The organism is Fontibacter flavus (assembly GCF_042432905.1).
Classification (GTDB): domain Bacteria; phylum Bacteroidota; class Bacteroidia; order Cytophagales; family Cyclobacteriaceae; genus Fontibacter; species Fontibacter flavus.
In genome coordinates this window covers 112,486-133,069 of sequence record NZ_JBHLWI010000028.1, presented here as the reverse complement: position 1 = coordinate 133,069, position 20,584 = coordinate 112,486, and the positions used below count along the sequence as shown (strand labels likewise).

At 40.0% G+C, this 20,584-nt stretch carries 23 protein-coding genes; 9 read left to right on the top strand and 14 right to left on the bottom strand.

Annotation, left to right across the window (positions count from 1 at the left end; all coding sequences use genetic code 11):
• Nucleotides 1-65: 65 nt before the first annotated feature.
• A complete protein-coding gene (locus ACFFIP_RS10300) occupies nucleotides 66-560 on the top strand; it encodes a C40 family peptidase (RefSeq protein WP_382387538.1) in 495 nt (164 codons plus the stop codon).
• A gap of 114 nt (nucleotides 561-674) precedes the next feature.
• Here ACFFIP_RS10300 and ACFFIP_RS10295 read toward each other — a convergent pair whose 3' ends face one another.
• Genes ACFFIP_RS10295 through ACFFIP_RS10270 form a run of 6 tightly spaced genes read right to left on the bottom strand, consistent with a single transcriptional unit; the run spans nucleotide 675 to nucleotide 7,420 of the window.
• Nucleotides 675-1,283, bottom strand: coding sequence for an HmuY family protein (locus tag ACFFIP_RS10295; protein ID WP_382387537.1), 609 nt, complete (start codon nucleotides 1,281-1,283; stop codon nucleotides 675-677).
• A 10-nt stretch (nucleotides 1,284-1,293) separates the two neighbouring features.
• The gene (locus tag ACFFIP_RS10290; RefSeq protein ID WP_382387536.1) at nucleotides 1,294-3,597 is read right to left on the bottom strand and encodes a TonB-dependent receptor plug domain-containing protein; all 2,304 of its coding nucleotides are present in this window, start codon (nucleotides 3,595-3,597) and stop codon (nucleotides 1,294-1,296) included.
• A 46-nt stretch (nucleotides 3,598-3,643) separates the two neighbouring features.
• The gene (locus tag ACFFIP_RS10285; protein ID WP_382387535.1) at nucleotides 3,644-4,690 is read right to left on the bottom strand and encodes a hemin-degrading factor; all 1,047 of its coding nucleotides are present in this window, start codon (nucleotides 4,688-4,690) and stop codon (nucleotides 3,644-3,646) included.
• Between the two features lie 3 nt (nucleotides 4,691-4,693).
• A complete protein-coding gene (locus ACFFIP_RS10280; RefSeq protein WP_382387534.1) occupies nucleotides 4,694-5,494 on the bottom strand; it encodes a heme ABC transporter ATP-binding protein in 801 nt (266 codons plus the stop codon).
• Nucleotide 5,495: 1 nt separating this feature from the next.
• Nucleotides 5,496-6,554, bottom strand: a complete 1,059-nt coding sequence (locus ACFFIP_RS10275; protein ID WP_382387533.1) for a FecCD family ABC transporter permease — start codon at nucleotides 6,552-6,554, stop codon at nucleotides 5,496-5,498.
• Complete coding sequence (locus ACFFIP_RS10270; protein ID WP_382387532.1) at nucleotides 6,551-7,420, bottom strand: heme/hemin ABC transporter substrate-binding protein; 870 nt, start codon at nucleotides 7,418-7,420, stop codon at nucleotides 6,551-6,553. The genes ACFFIP_RS10275 and ACFFIP_RS10270 overlap by 4 nt, the downstream gene beginning before the upstream one ends.
• A gap of 393 nt (nucleotides 7,421-7,813) precedes the next feature.
• Here ACFFIP_RS10270 and atpD point away from each other — a divergent pair, with 393 nt between their 5' ends.
• Both atpD and ACFFIP_RS10260 read left to right on the top strand, forming a co-directional pair.
• The gene (atpD, locus tag ACFFIP_RS10265) at nucleotides 7,814-9,316 is read left to right on the top strand and encodes a F0F1 ATP synthase subunit beta (protein WP_382387531.1); all 1,503 of its coding nucleotides are present in this window, start codon (nucleotides 7,814-7,816) and stop codon (nucleotides 9,314-9,316) included.
• A 41-nt stretch (nucleotides 9,317-9,357) separates the two neighbouring features.
• Complete coding sequence (locus ACFFIP_RS10260; protein WP_382387530.1) at nucleotides 9,358-9,603, top strand: FoF1 ATP synthase subunit delta/epsilon; 246 nt, start codon at nucleotides 9,358-9,360, stop codon at nucleotides 9,601-9,603.
• Nucleotides 9,604-9,750: 147 nt separating this feature from the next.
• Here ACFFIP_RS10260 and ACFFIP_RS10255 read toward each other — a convergent pair whose 3' ends face one another.
• Together ACFFIP_RS10255 and ACFFIP_RS10250 are read right to left on the bottom strand one after the other, a co-directional pair.
• Nucleotides 9,751-10,926: a 6-bladed beta-propeller gene (locus ACFFIP_RS10255; RefSeq protein ID WP_382387529.1), complete on the bottom strand. Its 1,176-nt coding sequence runs from the start codon at nucleotides 10,924-10,926 to the stop codon at nucleotides 9,751-9,753.
• 70 nt (nucleotides 10,927-10,996) lie between these two features.
• The gene (locus ACFFIP_RS10250; protein ID WP_382387528.1) at nucleotides 10,997-11,170 is read right to left on the bottom strand and encodes a hypothetical protein; all 174 of its coding nucleotides are present in this window, start codon (nucleotides 11,168-11,170) and stop codon (nucleotides 10,997-10,999) included.
• Nucleotides 11,171-11,438: 268 nt separating this feature from the next.
• Between ACFFIP_RS10250 and ACFFIP_RS10245 the strand changes: the two genes are divergently transcribed.
• Entirely contained in the window at nucleotides 11,439-11,567 is a 129-nt protein-coding gene (locus ACFFIP_RS10245; protein WP_382387527.1) for a hypothetical protein, read from the top strand.
• 59 nt (nucleotides 11,568-11,626) lie between these two features.
• On the opposite strand, the gene ACFFIP_RS10240 is transcribed toward ACFFIP_RS10245, so the two are convergent.
• The 4 genes from ACFFIP_RS10240 to ACFFIP_RS10225 all read right to left on the bottom strand — a co-directional run bounded on the left by ACFFIP_RS10240 (nucleotide 11,627) and on the right by ACFFIP_RS10225 (nucleotide 14,864).
• Nucleotides 11,627-12,769, bottom strand: coding sequence for a hypothetical protein (locus ACFFIP_RS10240; protein ID WP_382387526.1), 1,143 nt, complete (start codon nucleotides 12,767-12,769; stop codon nucleotides 11,627-11,629).
• Between the two features lie 19 nt (nucleotides 12,770-12,788).
• Entirely contained in the window at nucleotides 12,789-12,992 is a 204-nt protein-coding gene (locus tag ACFFIP_RS10235) for a hypothetical protein (protein ID WP_382387525.1), read from the bottom strand.
• A 530-nt stretch (nucleotides 12,993-13,522) separates the two neighbouring features.
• Entirely contained in the window at nucleotides 13,523-14,641 is a 1,119-nt protein-coding gene (locus ACFFIP_RS10230) for a hypothetical protein (RefSeq protein WP_382387524.1), read from the bottom strand.
• A 28-nt stretch (nucleotides 14,642-14,669) separates the two neighbouring features.
• Entirely contained in the window at nucleotides 14,670-14,864 is a 195-nt protein-coding gene (locus ACFFIP_RS10225) for a hypothetical protein (RefSeq protein ID WP_382387523.1), read from the bottom strand.
• Nucleotides 14,865-15,232: 368 nt separating this feature from the next.
• Between ACFFIP_RS10225 and rpsU the strand changes: the two genes are divergently transcribed.
• The 4 genes from rpsU to hpf all read left to right on the top strand — a co-directional run bounded on the left by rpsU (nucleotide 15,233) and on the right by hpf (nucleotide 17,521).
• A complete protein-coding gene (gene rpsU / locus ACFFIP_RS10220) occupies nucleotides 15,233-15,427 on the top strand; it encodes a 30S ribosomal protein S21 (RefSeq protein WP_010611386.1) in 195 nt (64 codons plus the stop codon).
• A gap of 266 nt (nucleotides 15,428-15,693) precedes the next feature.
• Nucleotides 15,694-16,212: a DUF6624 domain-containing protein gene (locus ACFFIP_RS10215; RefSeq protein ID WP_382387522.1), complete on the top strand. Its 519-nt coding sequence runs from the start codon at nucleotides 15,694-15,696 to the stop codon at nucleotides 16,210-16,212.
• Between the two features lie 89 nt (nucleotides 16,213-16,301).
• On the top strand, nucleotides 16,302-17,186 hold the full coding sequence (locus tag ACFFIP_RS10210; RefSeq protein WP_382387521.1) for a tyrosine-type recombinase/integrase: 885 nt from the start codon (nucleotides 16,302-16,304) through the stop codon (nucleotides 17,184-17,186).
• 29 nt (nucleotides 17,187-17,215) lie between these two features.
• Nucleotides 17,216-17,521 carry a ribosome hibernation-promoting factor, HPF/YfiA family gene (hpf, locus tag ACFFIP_RS10205; RefSeq protein WP_382387520.1) on the top strand — a complete coding sequence of 102 codons (306 nt, stop codon included), beginning with the start codon at nucleotides 17,216-17,218 and terminating at the stop codon, nucleotides 17,519-17,521.
• 75 nt (nucleotides 17,522-17,596) lie between these two features.
• Here the strand turns inward: hpf and ACFFIP_RS10200 are convergent, their stop codons facing one another.
• Nucleotides 17,597-18,775, bottom strand: coding sequence for a CynX/NimT family MFS transporter (locus tag ACFFIP_RS10200; protein ID WP_382387519.1), 1,179 nt, complete (start codon nucleotides 18,773-18,775; stop codon nucleotides 17,597-17,599).
• Nucleotides 18,776-18,832: 57 nt separating this feature from the next.
• Nucleotides 18,833-19,867 (bottom strand): ferrochelatase, encoded by a 1,035-nt coding sequence (hemH, locus tag ACFFIP_RS10195; RefSeq protein ID WP_382387518.1) that lies wholly within the window; start codon nucleotides 19,865-19,867, stop codon nucleotides 18,833-18,835.
• 210 nt (nucleotides 19,868-20,077) lie between these two features.
• Between hemH and ACFFIP_RS10190 the strand changes: the two genes are divergently transcribed.
• On the top strand, nucleotides 20,078-20,581 hold the full coding sequence (locus tag ACFFIP_RS10190) for a phosphoribosyltransferase family protein (protein ID WP_382387517.1): 504 nt from the start codon (nucleotides 20,078-20,080) through the stop codon (nucleotides 20,579-20,581).
• Nucleotides 20,582-20,584 lie beyond the last annotated feature (3 nt).

Genomic DNA, 20,584 nt, shown 5'->3' with positions numbered 1-20,584 from the left:
TAAGACGTTGAAACAAAAAAGGCCAATCCTTTTCGCTATTGAATTTAATTAAATTTTAAGTATTTATGAGTCCCTTTTTCAAGGAAAATTACGCAAAAACTTTCATTTTATTCATTTTTCTCATTTTGTTCACGGGTTTTTTAAGCTCTTGTTCATCCAGTAAAAAGGCCAGAAATAAGGATATCGAAAAAGTAATCAGCACAGCCCGTTCCTACAGAGGTACTCCCTATCGATATGGAGGCACCACAAGGGCGGGGATAGATTGTTCAGCGCTGATCTTCCATGCTTATGGCAGTGTGGGCATCAATATGCCCAGAACCTCCGAGTCTCAAAGTAAAGTAGGAAAAAGTGTATCCGGAGGAAAACTTCAAAAAGGTGACCTGGTATTTTTCGCGACAGGCAGAAGAAAAAAGCAAGTAACCCACTCCGGCATAGTGACAGAAGTTTCCAACAAAGGCGTGTTTTTCATACATTCCTCTACCTCATTAGGGGTCACGGAAGATAATTTGGGCAATAGTTACTGGAAAAAAGCATTTCTTTTTGGCAAAAGGGTACTATGAAGTTGTTATTGAAACATCACTTGATCACTTGCAAACCCATTTAACACCTGAAAAAAATGAAAAAGAGCACCGAAGTCGGAATGCTCTTTTCCTGTTTAATCTAGGTCTACAAATTCAGAATCTAGTACTTCCATTTGATTGTAAGATGTACCGGAATGTGTAATGGGCACTTGGAGTGGTCATAGGGTTAATTTGTTCCACAGGAGGATTTCCTTTGTAATAACTTAAAATTTCCAATTTGACATAGTTCCCTTCAGTGGTCTTTACCAAAATCACCCTTCCTGGAATCGGAGTAACTGTAAAGGTGGCAGGGTTATAGTTGTACCAACCGTTTCCGCCGCCAGTAGGAATAGCAAAGCTAGATTCGGTATCTGTTGCAAATGAAGCAGATGCAGGCACCTCATTTATTTCCTCGAAAATCCCTGAGACGATTGCCGCACTGACATTTTTTGTGCTATTTACACGGATTGTAGTGCCTTTAAATGCCATATCCCAATCTTCATTTTCTGTGACGGGTGCATTTTGTTCAAGACTAAAAAATTGAAATGGTCTTTGTTCGGTTACCTGACCGGTAGTACGGTCAATCACATCATTAGGCGCAGCCAGGTCCTCTACCAAGGTTACCTCAAGCGGGGCTATTGGAGTTAGGTCTCCACTATTGTCACAGGAAAACAAGAATGAAAGTATTCCTGCAGTACAGATTAATTTTTGAATAGTTTTCATGTTAAATTAATTATTGGTTTATCAGATTTAGTAATGGCACTTTTAGCCCCAAGAAGAGCACCCTTCCTGGGTTGTTTGGTTGCGCTGGAGTGGCTGTATTGAGGAGATTGGTGCCACCCATTTCGAAGAATAATCCATTATTAAGCGTCTTGGAAGCTGTAAGATTGAGACTGAACCAACCTTCTGCATATTCATTTTCACTGTCAAGGATGAGATTGCCATTCAGGTCAGAGAATCCAAACTTTCCCCTGTATATGGTCCTGAATGACAGATCTATTCCAGTAAAATTTTCATGATAATTGATTTTGAAGTTCCCGCTATGGCGACTACGGTTAAAGAGCCCTCCATAATCTGCGCGGGTAACACGTCGGGTTTGGTTTTGGGCATTTCGTTTAAATACTTCCCCATTGTCAATTCGGTCAAGAACCTCCAAATCTCTTGTATCCAAAAAAGCATAGCCAGCGCTCAAACTGAGATTAGGAAGTAGGTTAATCTGTGCATCCACTTCTACACCTTGAGTGATAACGCTACGGATATTAAAATAAGAAAAGGCATTCTGTCCCGTAACCAATTGGGCTATTGGAGCAGTTTCGATTAAATTATCGATATGGTTGCGGAATCCATTTACCTGTATCAGGCTTTTGGCACTTGGCTTCCACCTAAAACCTGTATTAATTGCCCAAGAAGTTTCCGCGTTCAGATCTCCCAATGTTTCAGGCTCGATCAGAACACGGGCAACCAAACCTTGCTGCTGCAATCTTGAAATGCCCTCCTCAGCCAAATTGGCTCCAAAGACATAATAACCGGAGGCAGCGTTGTTAAAATTCAAAAGAAGTTGTCTGAAATCAGGGGTCTTGAACCCAGCACCGAAAGAGGCCTGCCAACTTAATTTATCAGAAATTTGATATTGCCCTGATACTTTCGGACTGATTCTATTCCCGAATTGACTGTGAAAATCTGCCCGCAGACCAGTGACCACATTGAACTTTGGCATGGGGTCCCAAAGATGCTGGAAGAAAAAGTAGCCTGCTTCAAAACGGTTTTTGTCCTCATAACGAGAAGCTTCCACAGTTTCTATCAACTGCCCCAATCCCAATGTAATCAGATTTTGGGCGTTTAGCTGAAAGTCCGTTTGCAGTTCAGTCCTGTGATAGAATTGATTGAAATCCTGAAAATCAAAATTTTCCCCGCTGTCTCTGAATCGTGTGTCCGAAAGGGTAGAAAACCAAGAGCTCATTCCCCTCAGGGTAAAAGTCCAATCCGAATTGGGTTTGAATCTCAAGGTAGGGTTCAAATTAAAATCCCTTCTTTCATTGCCCAAATCAAGTGTTTCAGCACCTGAAGTCCCTTTCGTTTGAAGGACTCCTTCCGATATCTCTTTGTAACCTCTGCTAAAAACACTAAGGTTAATTTTTTCTGAAAATTCTCCTGAAACCTTTACCTGAGCTGTAGAGGCCCGATAAGGATTTTGCGTCTGCCCAAGAGTCTCAGGCGTTAAATCGAATCCATCTGTACTGAAATGATCAAAAAACACCTGAGTATTCCATTTTTCTTTTCCCATTCCAAATTGGAAAAAGGGATTCCAGGAATTGAAGGATCGGTGCCTAACACCAATATCCAGATCAGTTTTATCTACATTTGATTTGGTAATGATATTCACTACACCGCCCATGGCCTCACTACCATAAATGGCACTGGAAGGACCTCGGAGAATTTCTATCCTTTCTATATTCGAAACAGAAATTCTGTCCAAGTCAAAGGTCCCGGCAGTACGCCCAATCAGTGGCTCCCCGTCCAGTAAAATAAGTATGTAATCGGAATCCAAGCCTTGCATTTGCAAACCGGAACCGTGATTCGAAGCAATCTGCAAACCGGTCTGTTCACGCAAAATCTCAGATAACCTAATGCCGCCTGTTTCTTGGATACTTTCGGAGTCGAGCACAGTTACAGGCATTGGCAATTGCTCCACACTGCGTTCTGTACGGGTAGCAGAAACTACTACCGTTTGAAGATTTCCAGCTTTTTCTTTTAAAATAATATCTTCCTCCCGAATCCATTCCTCCCAGGTCATTTGACGGGTCACATAGCCCATGGCAAAAATTATAATAGTTTCAGAGGGCCTTTGAATCTCCACTTTCCCCAATTCATCCACCTCAAGGACCTTTTCATCATCAAGTTTAATCAATGCATGAGGGATAGGTTTACCTGAAGGATCCAAGATTTGCTTCCCCATATCTAGTTCAAATGCAAAAGCCTTGGGAACAATGAGCAGAAAAAAGAGGATAAATATTTTATTTAGATTAAATCTAATCATAAGGTTAAATTTTTTTGGCCGGGAGATTTCCCCGGCCTTTTATGCATTAGAGACTATCTATCAGTTTTTTCCAGGCCTCCAACTGAGGAATTCCAGGTTTTCTCAAGCCAAAGAACTGGGCGATCATCTCTCCTTTCTGGTCAAAAAGTTCCAAAGAGGACACCAGACCATCCTCGGTCTGCTTATGTACCACGAAAGCCGAATCGATCAAGTCTTCGTTGAGGTGCATATTGAAATCCGGATCCAGGACATTCAACCAAGAGCCCATTTGACGGATCGTGCGCACTTTTCCCTGATGGATCTGAATATTGCCCTTATTGCCTGCAAAAATCATGATGGGCATCTTTTCAGCAGAGGCTACCTCCAAAATTTTCCTTGCAGAAAGTCTGTCTACTTCATAGGCCCATTTGTCATTGATCCATTTTACGGCATCTAAGCGATGTACCTTATATTTTCTAAGCATACCAAAAAACTCATGGGTATCCTTCATTTTTTCCCAATCCTGGGTAAAGGCTTCGATATCAATTTCCTTGGCATAATCAGGAGTCGCAAAGCCTTCGGTATAAAGTTCCTCGTTTTGGTCAGCAGCTTTGTATTGATTTACCAGTTCATCAAAAACTTCCACGTTGCTTTTTTCCTGCAGGTAAATCTTCATGATCGCTTCACCTGATTTGTCAAAAAATTGAAAACTTCGCATGGTACCTCTTGCTGTCTCATTGATCACTGCAAAGCCATACTTCCATGCACTGAAAAAGACCCGCTGTTCGATAGGGCCTATTACCGTACCTACATGGTAAGGGGTTTCTCCCTGAATCTCGATTTTCTGGAAATTGCCTTTATGCTCTAATACACAACCGTCATTTCTTGTCAAAGACATCACCTTACCGAGCTTTTTACAGGCGACTAGGAACTCGGCCCAGTTTCCTTCAAGCCGGATAGTGGAGTCTCCGATGGAAGTAGCCAAAAGCTCCATTTCAGAGACACCCAGTTTGGCGGCTGCATCTCTAATCCTCAATTGAGGCTGCTCGTTTTTAAGGGCATCCCATGCCTGCTTCAATGTTTCAGTGGTGAATTTTTGTAATGTAGTTTCCATAGTTTATGCGATTTTGAATGAATGGGTTTGATGATGAACAGGTAGAGGCTGGATCAAATGGGGCATCCCTTCAAATCCATCTCTTACCATAATCGGATGTTCAAATACGTACTCTAGATGCTTGGAAGCCATAACTTCGGCTACGCTCCCTTGCTGGTAAACTTTTCCTTCTTTCAGAAGAATGACCTGATCTGCGTAGGCCGCAGCCATATTGAGATCATGCAGGACAGCCAAAACAGCAATCCCCTTGTTTTTAAGTTTTGACGCAATATGAAGTACCTGATGCTGATGGGCGATATCCATACTGGAGGTAGGCTCATCCAACAAAAGGTATTTAGGTTGATCAGATTCTGCCCAAATCTGCACCAGGACTCTTGCCAACTGTACCCTTTGCTTTTCACCTCCGGATAGCGCTCCATAAAGCCTGTCCTTGAATCCCCAAGTCTGGGTTTCCATCATGACTTCTCTGACCAATTGTTCGCCCTGCTTCAGTCCTAGGGATAATAGCCCCAATTCCACGACTTCTTTGACTTTAAAAGGAAAAGTAAGTTGACTGTGTTGGGGCATCACCGCCCTGACTTGAGCCAGATCCTTTGGTCGGTAATTTTGTATGACCCTGTCATTGTATTTTATTACTCCTGAATGCAGCTTATAATCTCCGGCCAATAATTTTAAAAGGCTGGACTTCCCTGCCCCATTGGGTCCAATGACAGCTGTAAGCTGGCCTGGATTTAACTGCAGGGACACTTTATTGACAATAGCTCTGCCCTGAACGAGGTATTGAATGTTATTTGCTTCCAGCATACTACGTTCTGATTTGTTTTACATTGATCAATAACCATATAAAGAACGGCGCCCCCAATATGGCTGTAATGATTCCTATGGGCATCTCAGCCGGTGCCACCATAGTTCTGGCCAATAAATCTGCCAAGGTCAAGAGGATAGCGCCTGTCAAAAAGGATCCTGGAATGACCAGGCGATGATCTGCTCCAAATAATATTCTTAATAAATGAGGGACTACGAGCCCAACAAAGCCAATGGTGCCAGTCAAGGCCACAGCGGTACCCACCACTAAAGCACTGCCAATCAAAATGAAAAGTTTGGTGCGCTGCACATCTACGCCCACATGAAAGGCCTCATTTTCTCCGATGGCGAGTGCATTTAATGCACGGTGCTGACCGATAATCAGCCCTACGGGTAAAAATGAAAATCCCAGCATGAGCATTACCTTTTCCCAATTGGCGCCTCCCACATCTCCCAAGCTCCAGAAGGTGAAGTTTCTTAGGGCAGCATCGTCCGCATAAAAAATAGATAAGCCTATCAATGCCCCTGCCAAAGCATTCAATGCCACTCCAGCAAGAATCAGCAAAGAAATATCCGTCTTACCTGCTTTACTGGACAAGCGATAGACTAAAAAAGTATTCAGCAAGCCACCGATAAAGGCAAAGCCTACCAAACCAAATTTGCCTAAAGAAGTCAAAAAAGTTAAGGAAGATCCAAACACGATATAGATAACAGCAAATAATGCACTGCCACTGCTGACGCCGATCAGGCCAGGTTCAACCAGAGGATTTCTGAATAGCCCCTGAAGAGCAGCTCCAGCAATGCCCAATGCTCCACCTACCAGCATGGCCATTAGTAATCGTGGCAAACGAATCTGAAGCAGCACGTTTTTTTCCTGCAAACTGACACTTTCTCCCCCTATCCAGTCTCCAAAAAACACCTGCATTACTTTGGACAAAGAAATAGGGAATGCGCCAAAACTCATTGAAATCACACCGAGTGCCAAGAGCATTAATGTCATGGTCCCAAGTACCAGTCTTTGATGAGCCACTTTGTTCGATATGGTCAGCTGAGATATCATTTATTTCTTATGGCTTTTGCCAAATCCAAGGCTGCTGTGGCTACTCTTGGTCCAAAAGCGGAAAGGTAATGTCCATCAAATGCCAAAACTTGTTGTTTTTGGAAAGCTGTGGTCTGATCGATACCTCTGATTTGTGCTACACCGTCATTTCCACCGATGGTAGCAAGACCTGATTCAAAAAAGATGAGGTAATCAGGATTGATGGAAACTATCGCTTCAGGCGTCAATGGGATGAAATCTTTAAAACCCTTTCCCGCAAAATCTCCTCCAGCCATTTCTATCACAGACGCTGCAAAAGTTTCTTCCCCTGCCAGAAAAACCGTCTCCAAACCTCTGGCCATGACAAAAGCCACTTTGGGCTTTTCCTCAAGTTCATATTCTTCAAGATAGGCCTTCAATGCTGTCTCATCTGCTTGAAGGCCGGCAGTTATTTCAGATGCTCTTTCTTCAACCTCCAGAAATTTGCCGAGCTCAGTAATCAGTTGATAAGTTTCAGAAATCTGTTGAGGTTTTTTAAAAAAATGCAGCATGACACCCGTGGATTCCAACTGCTGCACCACATCTGGAGTAAGATAACCTTCCTCAGCCAAAACCAAATCTGGACCAAGAGCCAGGATACCTTCTGCTTTGATTTGGTTTCGGTAACCGATAGATGGAAGCTTTTGAAGTTCGGCAGGATAGGTGGAAGTAATATCCGTAGCGATAATCTGTTCTTGGAAACCCAGGGCTGCCACAATCTCTGAAACAGTACCTCCGGCAGTGATGATCTTAGTCATATCTTGGACAGTTTCTGATTCAGATTCATTTTTACCACATGAAAAAGCCAGTAATGCGGTGATGATGATGTAGGAAATAATTCTTATCATTAATTAGACTAATTTTAAATAACCTGACAAATATCATTGTATTTAGATTAAATCCAAATAAATTATGATTGAAAATTTCTATCGTTTACACCTATCCATCAAACTCTTATAAGGCGGGACCTATTGATAGAGATTGTCTATAAAGGCCAAAGCCATCTTACTCATGCAAAAAATCATCCCATTCCAGATGATAGAAATGTTTACAAAAGCGTAACTAGGTCATTCTATAAAAGGGAATATTTTATTAAAAATTAAGGCAGGTAGGTTAGAGATATAAAAATCAACAGATTATTAGGATTAAATTTCCAAACATCCTTTGGTATTCAGCTTTAATAATTAATTTTGCGTCCGATATCTAAAAAGTGTTAATCCTTTTTACAATACTAAATACAAATGGCAAATATTGGTAAGATAACCCAGGTAATTGGTCCGGTGGTGGACGTCTCCTTCGAGGGAGGAAAATTGCCTAACATATTGGATGCTTTGACAGTCACCAAAGAAGACGGTCAGAAAGTAGTCCTTGAAGTACAGCAGCACCTAGGTGAGGATAGAGTAAGGACCATTGCGATGGATGCTACTGAAGGTTTGGTAAGAGGTCAGGAAGCTATAGACAATGGCGCTCCTATTTCTGTACCTACCGGTGAAGCTATCAAGGGTAGACTTTTCAACGTGGTTGGTCAGGCCATCGATGGTTTGCCTGAAGTGGTATCATCCAAGAGATTGCCTATCCACAGATCAGCTCCTAAGTTTGAAGATCTTTCTACTTCTACTGAAGTGCTTTTCACAGGTATCAAAGTAATCGACTTGATCGAGCCTTATGCAAAAGGTGGTAAAATCGGTCTTTTCGGTGGTGCCGGTGTGGGTAAGACGGTATTGATCCAGGAATTGATCAACAACATTGCAAAAGCATATTCAGGTCTTTCTGTATTTGCCGGTGTAGGTGAGAGAACCCGTGAAGGTAATGACCTTTTGAGGGAGATGATCGAATCAGGCATCGTAACTTATGGTGAAGACTTCTTACATAGCTTGGAAACTGAAGGTGGTTGGGATTTATCCAAAGTGGATCTTAAGAAACTGGAAGAGTCCAAAGCTACTTTCGTGTTTGGTCAGATGAACGAGCCTCCGGGTGCCCGTGCTAGGGTAGCCTTGACAGGTTTGACTTTGGCGGAATACTACAGGGATGGTGAAGGAGATGGCGCTGGTAAAGATATCCTATTCTTTATCGATAACATCTTCCGATTCACACAGGCAGGTTCCGAAGTATCGGCACTTTTGGGCAGGATGCCATCAGCGGTAGGTTACCAGCCTACATTGGCTACTGAGATGGGTTCCATGCAGGAAAGGATTACTTCTACGAAGAATGGTTCCATTACTTCCGTACAGGCTGTTTACGTACCTGCGGATGACTTGACTGACCCTGCTCCTGCGACGACTTTCGCCCACTTGGATGCGACTACCGTGCTTTCCAGAAAGATTGCTGAATTGGGTATCTATCCAGCGGTGGATCCATTGGATTCCACTTCCAGGATCTTGACTCCAGACATCTTGGGTGCAGAACATTATGACTGTGCACAAAGGGTAAAAGAAATCCTTCAGCGTTACAAAGAACTTCAGGACATCATCGCCATCTTGGGTATGGAAGAACTTTCTGAAGAAGATAAGATGGTGGTTCACAGAGCTAGAAGGGTACAGAGATTCCTTTCCCAGCCATTCCACGTAGCGGAGCAGTTTACAGGCCTTAAAGGTGTATTGGTAGACATCAAAGACACCATCAAGGGCTTCAACATGATCATGGACGGTGAATTGGATCACTTGCCTGAGGCGGCATTCAACTTGGTAGGTAGCATCGAAGACGCTATTGCCAAAGGTGAAAAAATGCTTGCTGAGGTAAAATAATCTGATTCAGGTAATCCTGATTGACCAAAAATCTGAACCTTATGATGCAATTGACCATAATTACTCCAGACCTCAAGGTTTTCGAAGGAGAAGTGTCCGAGGCAACTTTCCCGGGAGCCAAAGGATCCTTTCAGGTCTTGAAAAACCACGCGGCTATCGTTTCTGCATTGGAAAAAGGAACTGTTTCCTACACCTCAGCAGAAGGAAAGAAAAGCCATGTAATTGAAGGTGGAGTTGTAGAAGTAAAAGACAACAATATTGTTCTACTTGCTGAAAAAGTACTTTAAAAACAAGTAGATTGCAATGACCAAAAAGCCCGGCTATCGTCGGGCTTTTTTGGTTATATTATTCTTTAGACTTTAAAATTGCTTTTTTACCTGCTCATTACATTGACACTTTTATTCTCCAACAAAACATATTGTACATCTGCCCATCTATTTCATATTTAGACTTACCATCACATACTGATCTTCTTTCAACCTACCCATATTCTTTTGGAAGAAGTCATGAACGCTTCCCTTAACTTGCTTAACACTTTTACCTCCAAAACTCTCTATGTAGGCATTATAGAATTGATTGGAATTGATCATAAGAATGATTGAATTCTCATGATAGCTCCAAGGCACTCCATCCAAGCGCATCCCGTCCATGTCATTTTCTAAATCATAACCTTGGTACATCATTTCAAAATCCTTATTGAAAACAATAAAGTGGTTAATTGCTCTATTTGGACTCTCCTGTCTCAAATGAACAAAAAAATGATTCCACATCGGAAAAAAAGTATCGGTATGAGTGACAAGTTTCCCTTCCTTGGCCATTTGTCTTAAATTCCTCTCCAAGACCCATAGATTTCGTTGCTCTTTCGTAATGCCGCCATTTTTAATATCCAATTCAATTACCATATCGACTACACCCTTTTCATCGAACCTGATTATTTCATAGCTGTATGGAATAGCAAAAAAAACTGAGGAATCAGAGACATCTTGCATAAAACCATTTTTAGACCCGATATTTATATGGGAGAACTCATTGGGAAACGAATATTGAAAGAGCAATTCTTCATTTAACTTGTCTTTTCGAAGAAAAAGTTTCGAATCTGGGCCATTGGAATGTCCCATGTATGCCAATTTCCAATCCTTGGTTTCGTAAAAATAATAGTATAATTCCTCTCCTTCTCGAATTTCATCTAGCAAATTCCCTTTAAAATCATAAGTAAATGACTTATTTTGAGGATAATCTCTAACCTTAATCCAGTCAGCTCCTAGCTGAAAGTCTTCTGACTGTAAAAACTCCCCTGGTCCTGGATTTAGATGGGCTCTGATAACCGAGTATAAACTTCCATCCATTTTAAAAATCATAATATTTGAAAGCCGTGAATCCCTTACAAAAATCAGACTGTCTTTTATCCTCAAATTCGCAGGCATTGCTAAAACTTCATTATCTCCAGCGTCTAATAATGTATATTCAATGGAATTAAAGATATCTGATAATTTTCCTTCATGCCCATTTTTCAGATCAATAGTCAGAATTTTATTGTTTTTTTCGGTTTCTTCTTCTGAACAAGAAAAAAATATTGTCGCCAAAATTACAAGGTAAATATATTTATACATTTGCTTAATTATTAAAATAAAGCCAGAAAACCATTTTCAGGTTTTCTGGCATGGTTAAGGTATTAAAGAATTATTCATCGCAAAGAGTCTGCTCACTTACCCAACAAATATCAGAAGGAGAATAACGACATGCATTATAAGACCCACCTCCTGGACAGTCATCCTCCTGCATTTTATAACCTGGAATCGCAAAACTGGCAGAACTAAGGGAAATTATCCCTAAGATTAAAACGAACTTTTTCATTTTTCTAAAATTTTAAGTTAAAAGATATATTAAATAATCGATTAAAAAAATGGCCATTTAAATAATCAATGTTAAGTAAATAAATAAATAACAAGTTTTTAGTTGAAAATTATCCCCATATCTCCTAGGAACTTCGCTTACAATTCATTTAATAAAGAAAAAAATAAAGCATTGCTACATCTGAAAAGCAGTATTCAAAGGAGAGGTTTCAGAAGCCAATTTTCCAGGACTTGATGGTAGCTTTCAGGCTTTATTAAACTCTCTACTCTTGTTTCTACTTTATGAAAGGTTTATGTCTCCTACTCCACCAAAGAAGAAAAAAAGCCATGTAATTGAAGGTGGAGTTGTAGAAGTAAAAGACAACAATATTGTTCTACTTGCTGAAAAAGTACTTTAAGAACAAGTAGATTGCAATAACCAAAAAAGCCCGGCTATCGTCGGGCTTTTTTGGTTATATTATCCTTTAGATTTCAATACTGCCCTTTTCATCCACTTCTGATCTCTATTGATCAAGCTCGCTTCAACAAAGTAGAGCGTATCCTGCTTTATCCCTGCCAGATCTCCTAATTCCAAAAAATTGAACGCTTCGTCACTTTCTTCCCAGGTTTCCAGGGATTTATTATACCGAAAGATATGGGTAAGCATAACAAATTGGCCAAGTTTTGTATTATCCCTCATCTTGGATTGCAGATAAACGAATCCTCTTTCTTCATGGACAGGTTTCAAATAATGTGTTGAAGGGCTTAGATCAGTGTTCATTCCGTTATGCTCATTCTCTATGAACTGGAGTTTATAATCAAAAAAACGGCTTTCCGGCAACTTGAAAACCTCAAACTGCCTTGAGGAATTCCAATCCCTTCCCATCAATACCAGTTCTCTTTCACTTCCAAAAGTAAAGTAAGCCCCCGACTCTCCTGATCCAAATCCATACCCCAGATAGGGTACAATATACCCCTGTAGATCTTGCAAAGACTTAGGGAAAGATAGGATGTTTTCGATATGGTTCCCATCGAGGTCAAAAACACCGATCACTTCGCCTGAATCCCTGAAATAATTGATTTTTGAGGGCAGGGTTTTGGTAGTTCGGATACTGACGTAGTACTTACCGTCAAATTCCTCGAAAAAAGTCATGAATGTGGCTACTTTAAAATCATCCGGGGCTTTTAAGGTTACGCTACTGAGTAAATCAACACCGTCCTTAGCCCTTTCTTGACTATCAGATCCGATGTCTTGGTTTATCCTAAAAACATGTATCTTCTGGGTGCTACCATCCACAACTTTAACTTCAGGATAAGCATCCCAGATCACCCCTGAAGGCATAAAGCTTGTACCCATTACCTTACCGGACAAAATGGAAGAGATTTCCTCACCAGTTTCCAAATCAAAGAACCATATACCCTTGCTTTTGAAACTGGTAGCAGCAAGAATTGAATCCGAAACTATACCCACCAAATGAGGCTGGCTAAGAAACCCATTCTTTTCCTGCAATTGCAATGAATCAATAAGTACGAATTCCAGTCCAGAAATTGGCTTGACTTTTTGTTGGCAGCCCACAATATGGGCCGCCAACAGAAACAAATAAATACAACGCTGTATCATAAGACATCATTGAAAATAATCATGTATCACATAACTCAGTAGCTCCTGCTGGTCCGCAAGCTACAATTACACAGCCATTTGGACAGTCATAAAGGTCACAGCCAAATTCATCCCTCAGTATATGCGGACAATGAACGGTTTGCGCTGAAACAGATTGGTAAAACATAAAATTTCCTAAGAATAATACCAAAAATCCTAAGACAAATATTACTTTCTTTTTCATTTTTCTAAAATTTTAAGTTAAAAGATTTATTAAATAATCGATTAAAAAAATGGCCATTTAAATAATCAATGGTAAGTAAATAAATAAATAATTGAATAACAAGTTTTTAGTTGAAAATTATCCCCATATCTCTTAGGAACTTCGCTTACAATTCATTTAATAAAGATAAAAATAAAACATTGGTACATCTGAAAAGCAGTATTCAAAGGAGAGGTTTCAGAAGCCACTTTTCCAGGACTTGATGGTACCTTTCAGGCTTTACTAAAATTACCTATTCTTGTTTCTGCTTTATGAAAGGTTTATGTCTCCTACTCCACCAAAGAAGAAAAAAAGCCATATAATTGAAGGTGTAGTAGTGGAAGTAAATGATAACAAGATTGTACTCTTGGCTGAAAAAGTAATTTCATAAGTAAATTATAACTTCAATAAATCAAAAAGCCCGGCTGATGCCGGGCTTTGTGTTTTATTTATTTCTCAGTTTACTGCAATAGTAAATTGGATCAATCTTACTTTCAACAGACTACCTCATATCAGTCCTGAATTTGTCTTAAAACTGCCCTTTTGATATATTTCTCATCTTGATTAACCAAGTTTCCTTCATAAAAATATAATGTATCCTTTACCATACCTGCCAAATTTCCGATAGAAAAATACTCTCTAGGATTGCGGGTTTCACCCCAGCTTTTCATCTTTTTGTTGTAAATAAACAAGTTGGAATAAAATTCCCTGCTTCTTTTATCTCCATCTTTATTCATCCAAGTCTGAATTATTATTAGTTCCTCATCTTCGAAAATTGAAATAAAATAGTGATTTCTTGGAACAGTTACCTGACCACTCATTCTATCCTCCATAGTAACAATCCGATCGGCCTCATTTATTGAATAATTAAAATACCTGCTTTTTGGGAGTCCAATTATTTCAAGAATTTTCCCCGGAGATTTCATATCAAACCGTTTTAACTCCTTATCATGGGCAAATGACAATAATATGGTTTGTTCAAATTCACTGGAAACGAGGTAGTTATTTGGTAATATCGAACCCTTGGTATTTTCAAATTCTCTTGGATAGTTTAAAAAAGAATTTAAAACATTTAAATCTTTATCAAACAGATAAATCAAATCTCCTGAATTCTTATAATATTTTGGGTCTGAGGCACTATATAAATTTGAATGGAGCTCAACTAAATATCCCTCTGGTATAACCATGAATTTTGACATAGCCATTTTGGGAGCCTTCCCTTCAGGTAAATTAAGCTTAATAGTTTCAACATACGATTTAGATTGAACATCAAATTTTAATATTGAACCCCGTCTATGTTCCAAAATATATAAAGAAGGGAATTCTGAGATATCAAATGAAGACGGAGAAAATGGAGCCTCAGGAAAATCTTTAGCTGCAATGTAACCGTACTCAGTTCCATCCATTCCATAAAAGGCAATTGCCATAGATTTAAATGAAGAGACAGCTATCAGGCTATCACCAACAAGCTTAACTTCCATTTGACCATTTAAGAAAAAATCTTTTTCGATGATCAAAGTAGAATCGACAACAATCAATTCAAATAAATCAGGAATGGCATTATTCTCAATAGGCTTATTGCAAGCCAAAAATGAGAATAATGCCAAAATCCAAATACAGCGCTGTATCATTCTTTAATTAGTTTTAATTGCTGCTATTTTACTCATCACATACATACATTGTTCCTCCTCCACAGTTCCACAAAAAGCACACACCGCAATCGGCATAATCACAACCAACACTACCAACCCATTGGTCACAAATACCCCCACTTGCATTTGCAGGCTGAACAGTCATCAATGAACCCAGAGCCATACCTAGTATGGCAATTGATAAGAATATTACTTTTTTCATTTTTCAAAAATTTTAAGTTTAAATATTTATTAATTAACAGATTAGAAAAATGGCCATTTAAATAATCAACGTTAATTAAATAAATAAATAAATAACAAGTTTTTAGTTGAAAAATATCCTTATATCTCCTTGAAACTTCGCTTACAATTCATTTAATAATCAAAAAATTAAGTCTTGGCACACCTTAAAAGCAGTATTCGAAGGATAAGTTTCAGAAGCCACTGTTCCAGGACTTGATGGTACCTTTCAGGCTTTACTAAAATTTCCTATTCATGTTTCTATTGTATGAAAGGAGTTCACTTTAGACAAAATTTGGTTAGTGATTTTTTATTCCTTATCTTTGCAACCCTGAAAGGAGGTGTATACATATGATCATAGTCAACGTAAAAGAAAACGAATCTATCGAAAAAGCGCTAAAGCGTTTCAAAAAGAAGTTTGATAAGACTGGAGCTGTAAGAGAGCTTAGAGCAAGACAGCACTTTGTAAAACCTTCTGTTAAGAACAGAGACCAAAAAATCAAAGCAGCTTACAAGCAGAGATTGCAAACAGAAGCCATGAAGTAATTGTTTGTTATCTTTTTGAGATACATCACATCTAGAAGCGTACCTACCGAAAGTGGGTGCGCTTTTTTTGCCTTTAACATTTTTTATGCAAGACATTTCGCAATTCAGTAAGCAAAACAATAGCTTAGTGGCAGGCTTAAAAAATCGCAATGAAAAACTCTATTTTTATATTCATTTTAATTGCTATCATTTCTTGCTCCCCAAAATCAAGCAGCAACATAAAAGAATTGGATTATGGGTCATTCAGTTCTTCATTAGATTCCATAATGGAGCTAGACCAAAAAATCAGAAAACAAATCAGTGAAGCAATGCAATCCAACACACCTCTTCCAAGCAGTATTTTTCAGAAAATGGAAGAAGTATACTCCTCCAATCAGGCATGGCTCAAAATGAAGCTTGATATATATGGCTGGCCAGAAGAAAGCAAAATAGGAGAAAAAGCTGCGCGTGCTGTGTTTTTGGTAATCCAACATGCCGACCTTCCAGATATTGAAAAATACTATCCACAATTACATTCTTTGGCTGAAAGTGGAGAAGCGAGTAAAGTCCACGCAGCTATGATGTTAGACAGAATGTTGATGTATCAAGGAAAAAAACAGGTTTACGGCACTCAAGCCAGCAGTCTATTAAGGCCTGACGGCTCCTTTGTCATATGGCCTGTAGAAAATCCTGAAAGAATTAATGAAAGAAGAAAAACTGTTGGTTTTCCAGATACGGTTGAGGAAACCGCTGCATCTATGGATGCCGTCTATAATCCTTATGAACAGCTCCCAAGTATAAATTGATACAAGGCTAGATGATTAAAGATTTTCATCACATTTCAATATGAGTTTCATCCTTAAATTCTTATATTCAGAATCATTAACCCCAAACCATGCTAGAATCCTTCATCAACTATCTGGAATATGAAAAAAGAGCCAGTGGACATACCGTTCTGGCCTACCGGAAGGATTTGGAGCAGTTTGCGGAATTTTGCCTGACAGCTTTCGAAAAACAGGATATCAGTCAGGCAGAACATCCGGAAATCCGGGCATGGGTCATTGACCTGGTGGAAGAGGGCTTGAGCAGCAACTCCATCAACAGGAAGATAGCCACCCTGCGGTCTTTCTACAAATTCCTGCTCCGATCCGGCGAAATCACCAAAGACCCAACCTATAAGATCAAAGCCTTAAAAACCCCAAAAAGGCTACCTGAATTTGTACAGGAAGAAGCCATCGAGAAGATCCTGGATGAAATGGTCTATGAACCGACCTTTGATGGACAACGGGATAAAATGGTCATGGAATTCCTCTACCTGACAGGGGTACGTCTATCGGAATTACTGACCTTGAAATGGAAAGACATTGACCTCCACTCAGAGGTTGTGAAGGTATTAGGGAAAAGAAAAAAACAAAGAATTATACCGTTGACAAAAGGACTAAAAGAGAATATAATTTCGTATAAAAAAGTATTTCAAGAAACATTTTCAAATGTAAACGAGAGTGACTATTTTATCGTTAATAATACAAAAGAGCAGGCCTATCCTATGAAGATTTATCGTATTGTTAGACATTATTTAGATCTTTTTGCTCAGACCACAAAGCGAAGCCCACACCTGTTGAGACATACCTTTGCTACTCACCTTCTCAACAAAGGAGCTGATCTAAATGCGGTAAAGGATTTATTGGGCCATGCCAATCTTGCTGCTACACAAGTGTACACGCATAACTCTATGGAGAAACTGAAGGCTGTGTTTGAACAAGCACATCCAAAAGCTTAATATACGTTTAACTTTAAACCTTGACAGTTATGAAACTTCAAATGCATTCCATCCATTTCGATGCCGATCGAAAGCTTACCGACTTCATCCAAAAGAAGGCCGATAAACTGGACACCTACTTTGATCGTATTATCGACGGTGAAGTTTTTATGAGATTAGATAAAAATGAAAAGAATGAAAATAAAATTGTGGAGATTAAAATGAATGTTCCCGGAAAGACATTGTTTGCCAAGCACCAAAGTGATTCATTCGAAGCTGCTACCGATGAAGCTATAGAAGCCCTGAGAAGACAAATCAAAAAATTCAAAGAGAAAGTAGTTCTCGCCAAACAATAAAAACAAAAGCCCTGTCGACCGACAGGGCTTTTGTTGTATTTCTAACCTCTCTTTTAACCCAAGCATTTTATTTTTTCACATCTGTACAGCTCTCCCCGACTTACTCCCAAAGTAGATAAACAAGAAAGAACAGATCAACATCAGGTAGATCAGAAAATCCCAATTATGAAAAATATCAAAAGCCACTCCAAAGAGTAAAGGCCCCATCGCCGCCAGATAATAACCTGTAGACTGCACCATCCCCGACAAAGCTGCAGTAGTCCTTTCATTCCTTGTCCTTAGCCCGATCAGGGTATAAGCCAAGGACACGCTGGAACCCAAGCTAATACCCACTAAAGCTAAGCCAATATAATTGACCCATAAAACCTCCAAAAAGAGGCTGGAAAATCCAATCAGGTACATGACTCCTAAAACCCAGACGATACCGACCTGATCCTTAAACTTGACCGCAATGATCGGCGCCAAAAATGAACCCGAAAGACCGATGATCTGCATCAAAGACACTAATAGCCCCGCCTCCACAGCACTGAGACCTCTGGCAATCATCATATCGGGCAACCAGGATATCAAGGTAAAAAACAATAGTGATTGCACACCCATAAACAAACTCACCTGCCAGCCCAATCGCGTTTTCCAGACATTTACCTTAACTTCATCCTCAGACCTATTTCCAGGGGCAACCTGGAACTTTAATTGCGGAATCCATACGATGATGCCCAGGAGCAACAAAACAGACCAGGAAAGCAAAGAGCCCCTCCAACCCAATCCAAGGTCGATGGCCAATGGTGCTGAAATTCCTGAGGCAATTGCCGCAAACAACGTCATCCCTGTGGTATAGGAGGCTGTGACGATACCGATCTTGGAAGGAAGCCTATTCTTGATCAGGGGGATTAACAGCACGTTACAGATCACTATTCCGATACCGGTCAGCCCTGTTCCCAAAAACAATATTTCGGCACTTCCCAGGACCCTGATGATGGTTCCCGCCAATATCAACACCAAAGCCAGCAAAATAGCCAAAGAATTGCCCAGCTTTTTCCCAATTGCTGCTGAAAAAAGCGAAAAAGTAGCAAACGTGAGTAAAGGAAAGGTGGTCAGAAAACCCGCCCACCCATTACTCAGACCCAAATCCTCCCGAATCATGGGAATCAAAGGGCCTACAGCGGTAATGGATGGGCGAAGGTTGAAGGCAACCAAAAGGATTCCCAGGAAAAGTACCCAGGACTTTTGATACAAAGGCTGACTGTTGGACATGTTTTATGGATATATATTCCTATGTGTAAAAACGAACCTACAAGCTCATCCCCTAATTCAAGTATTGGACTCTACCAAATCCTTGACACAATCTATCCATTTGTCCCTAGAGTTGAGACTTGGTACCAAATCCCATCTTTTCCCACCAAGTTCTTCAAACTCTTCTTTATATTCCTCACCCACTTCAATGGTTGTTTCCAGACAATCTGCAACAAAGGCAGGAGAGAATACCAAAACTTTTTTAATTCCCTTCTCGGCAAGTTCTTTGATGACATCTTCCGTATAAGGTTTGATCCAAGGATCTTTACCCAAGCGTGACTGGAAGCAAGTGACCACTTTATCCTGTGGTAATCCCAATTGATCAGCAATCAGCCTGGTCGTATGGAAACACTGCCCTCTATAACAAAACTGGTTTTTCTTGGTGTAATTGCCACAGCATTTGTCGCTAAGCTGACAATAGCCATCGACGGAACCTTTTCTGATCTGTCTTTCCGGCAAACCATGATAGGAAAAAAGATAGGTGTCGTATTCCTCTTTTTCCATCAATTCCTTACCCAATTCTGCCCAGGCTTCCAGAAACAAGGGGTGATCCACAAAATTGTTGATAAAAGTAATGTTAGGGATAATCTGCCAGGTTCTGGCAATTTCCATCACCTTATCCACCACCGAACCGTTGGTAGCAGAAGCATACTGAGGAAACAAGGGCAATACGATGATCTTCTTCACATTGGCCTTATTCAACTTCAGCAATCCTTCCTCAATACTTGGAGATTGGTACCTCATGGCAATTTCCACCTGGTATTTCTCCATATCCAGTTTCTTGACCAATTTTTCCTTCAGGTCTTCGGTATGGAAAAGCAACGGAGATCCTCTTTCCGTCCAGAGTTTCCTGTATTCCTTTGCAGATTTAGGAGCCCTGAAAGGCGCAATAATCAAATTCACCAACATCCATCTGGGAATGAAGGGAAAATCAATCACTCTCCCATCCATCAAAAATTCCCGTAAATATTTCCTCACATCTCCGGTTGCCGTGCTATCCGGTGTACCAAGATTTACCAAAAGAACTCCCGTTTTTGCTTTATTTTTAGTCATTATCCTTTTAAGACAAGTATATGTACATTTGAAAACCAAAAGTAAGCCCTTTGGTTAGAAAATACCAATCGTTTATTTGTATGGCACATAGTTAAAAATCTTATATCTGACCATATTTAGTACATAGGCTAACATGCTGCATAAAATACTTTGAATCCAAGCCCAATTGGCTTAATTTTCACTTTTTAAATCAAACCCCTTGTAAACATCATGAGCGAGACGATGACACTGGTCCTGAATCACAGGCAAATTACTCAAAAAATCACGCGAATGGCTTATGAAATATATGAGCGCAACGCTTCTGAAGAGATGTTGTTCATTGCCGGGATATCCGGTATGGGCAAGAAACTGGCAGATTATCTCGCTAAAAGTTTACAGGAAATCTCCCCAATCCAAACAAAAGTGATTGAAATCCATTTGGACAAAGGTGATATCAACCGTGATGGCGTGCAACTTTCAGAGAGCGTTGATCTTAAAAATCATAGCATCATCATTGTGGATGATGTCCTCAATACCGGCAGAACACTCATTTATGCGCTGAAACCTTTTCTGGATGCCTCAGTCAAGAAAGTGGAAATCGCTGTTCTGGTCAATAGAAGCCATAAGCAGTTCCCTGTTTCACCGGATTACACAGGACTTGAACTTGCCACCACGTTAAGTGAGCACATCACTGTTAATTTATCTAACGAAAATCACACCGTCCATCTTCACTAATAT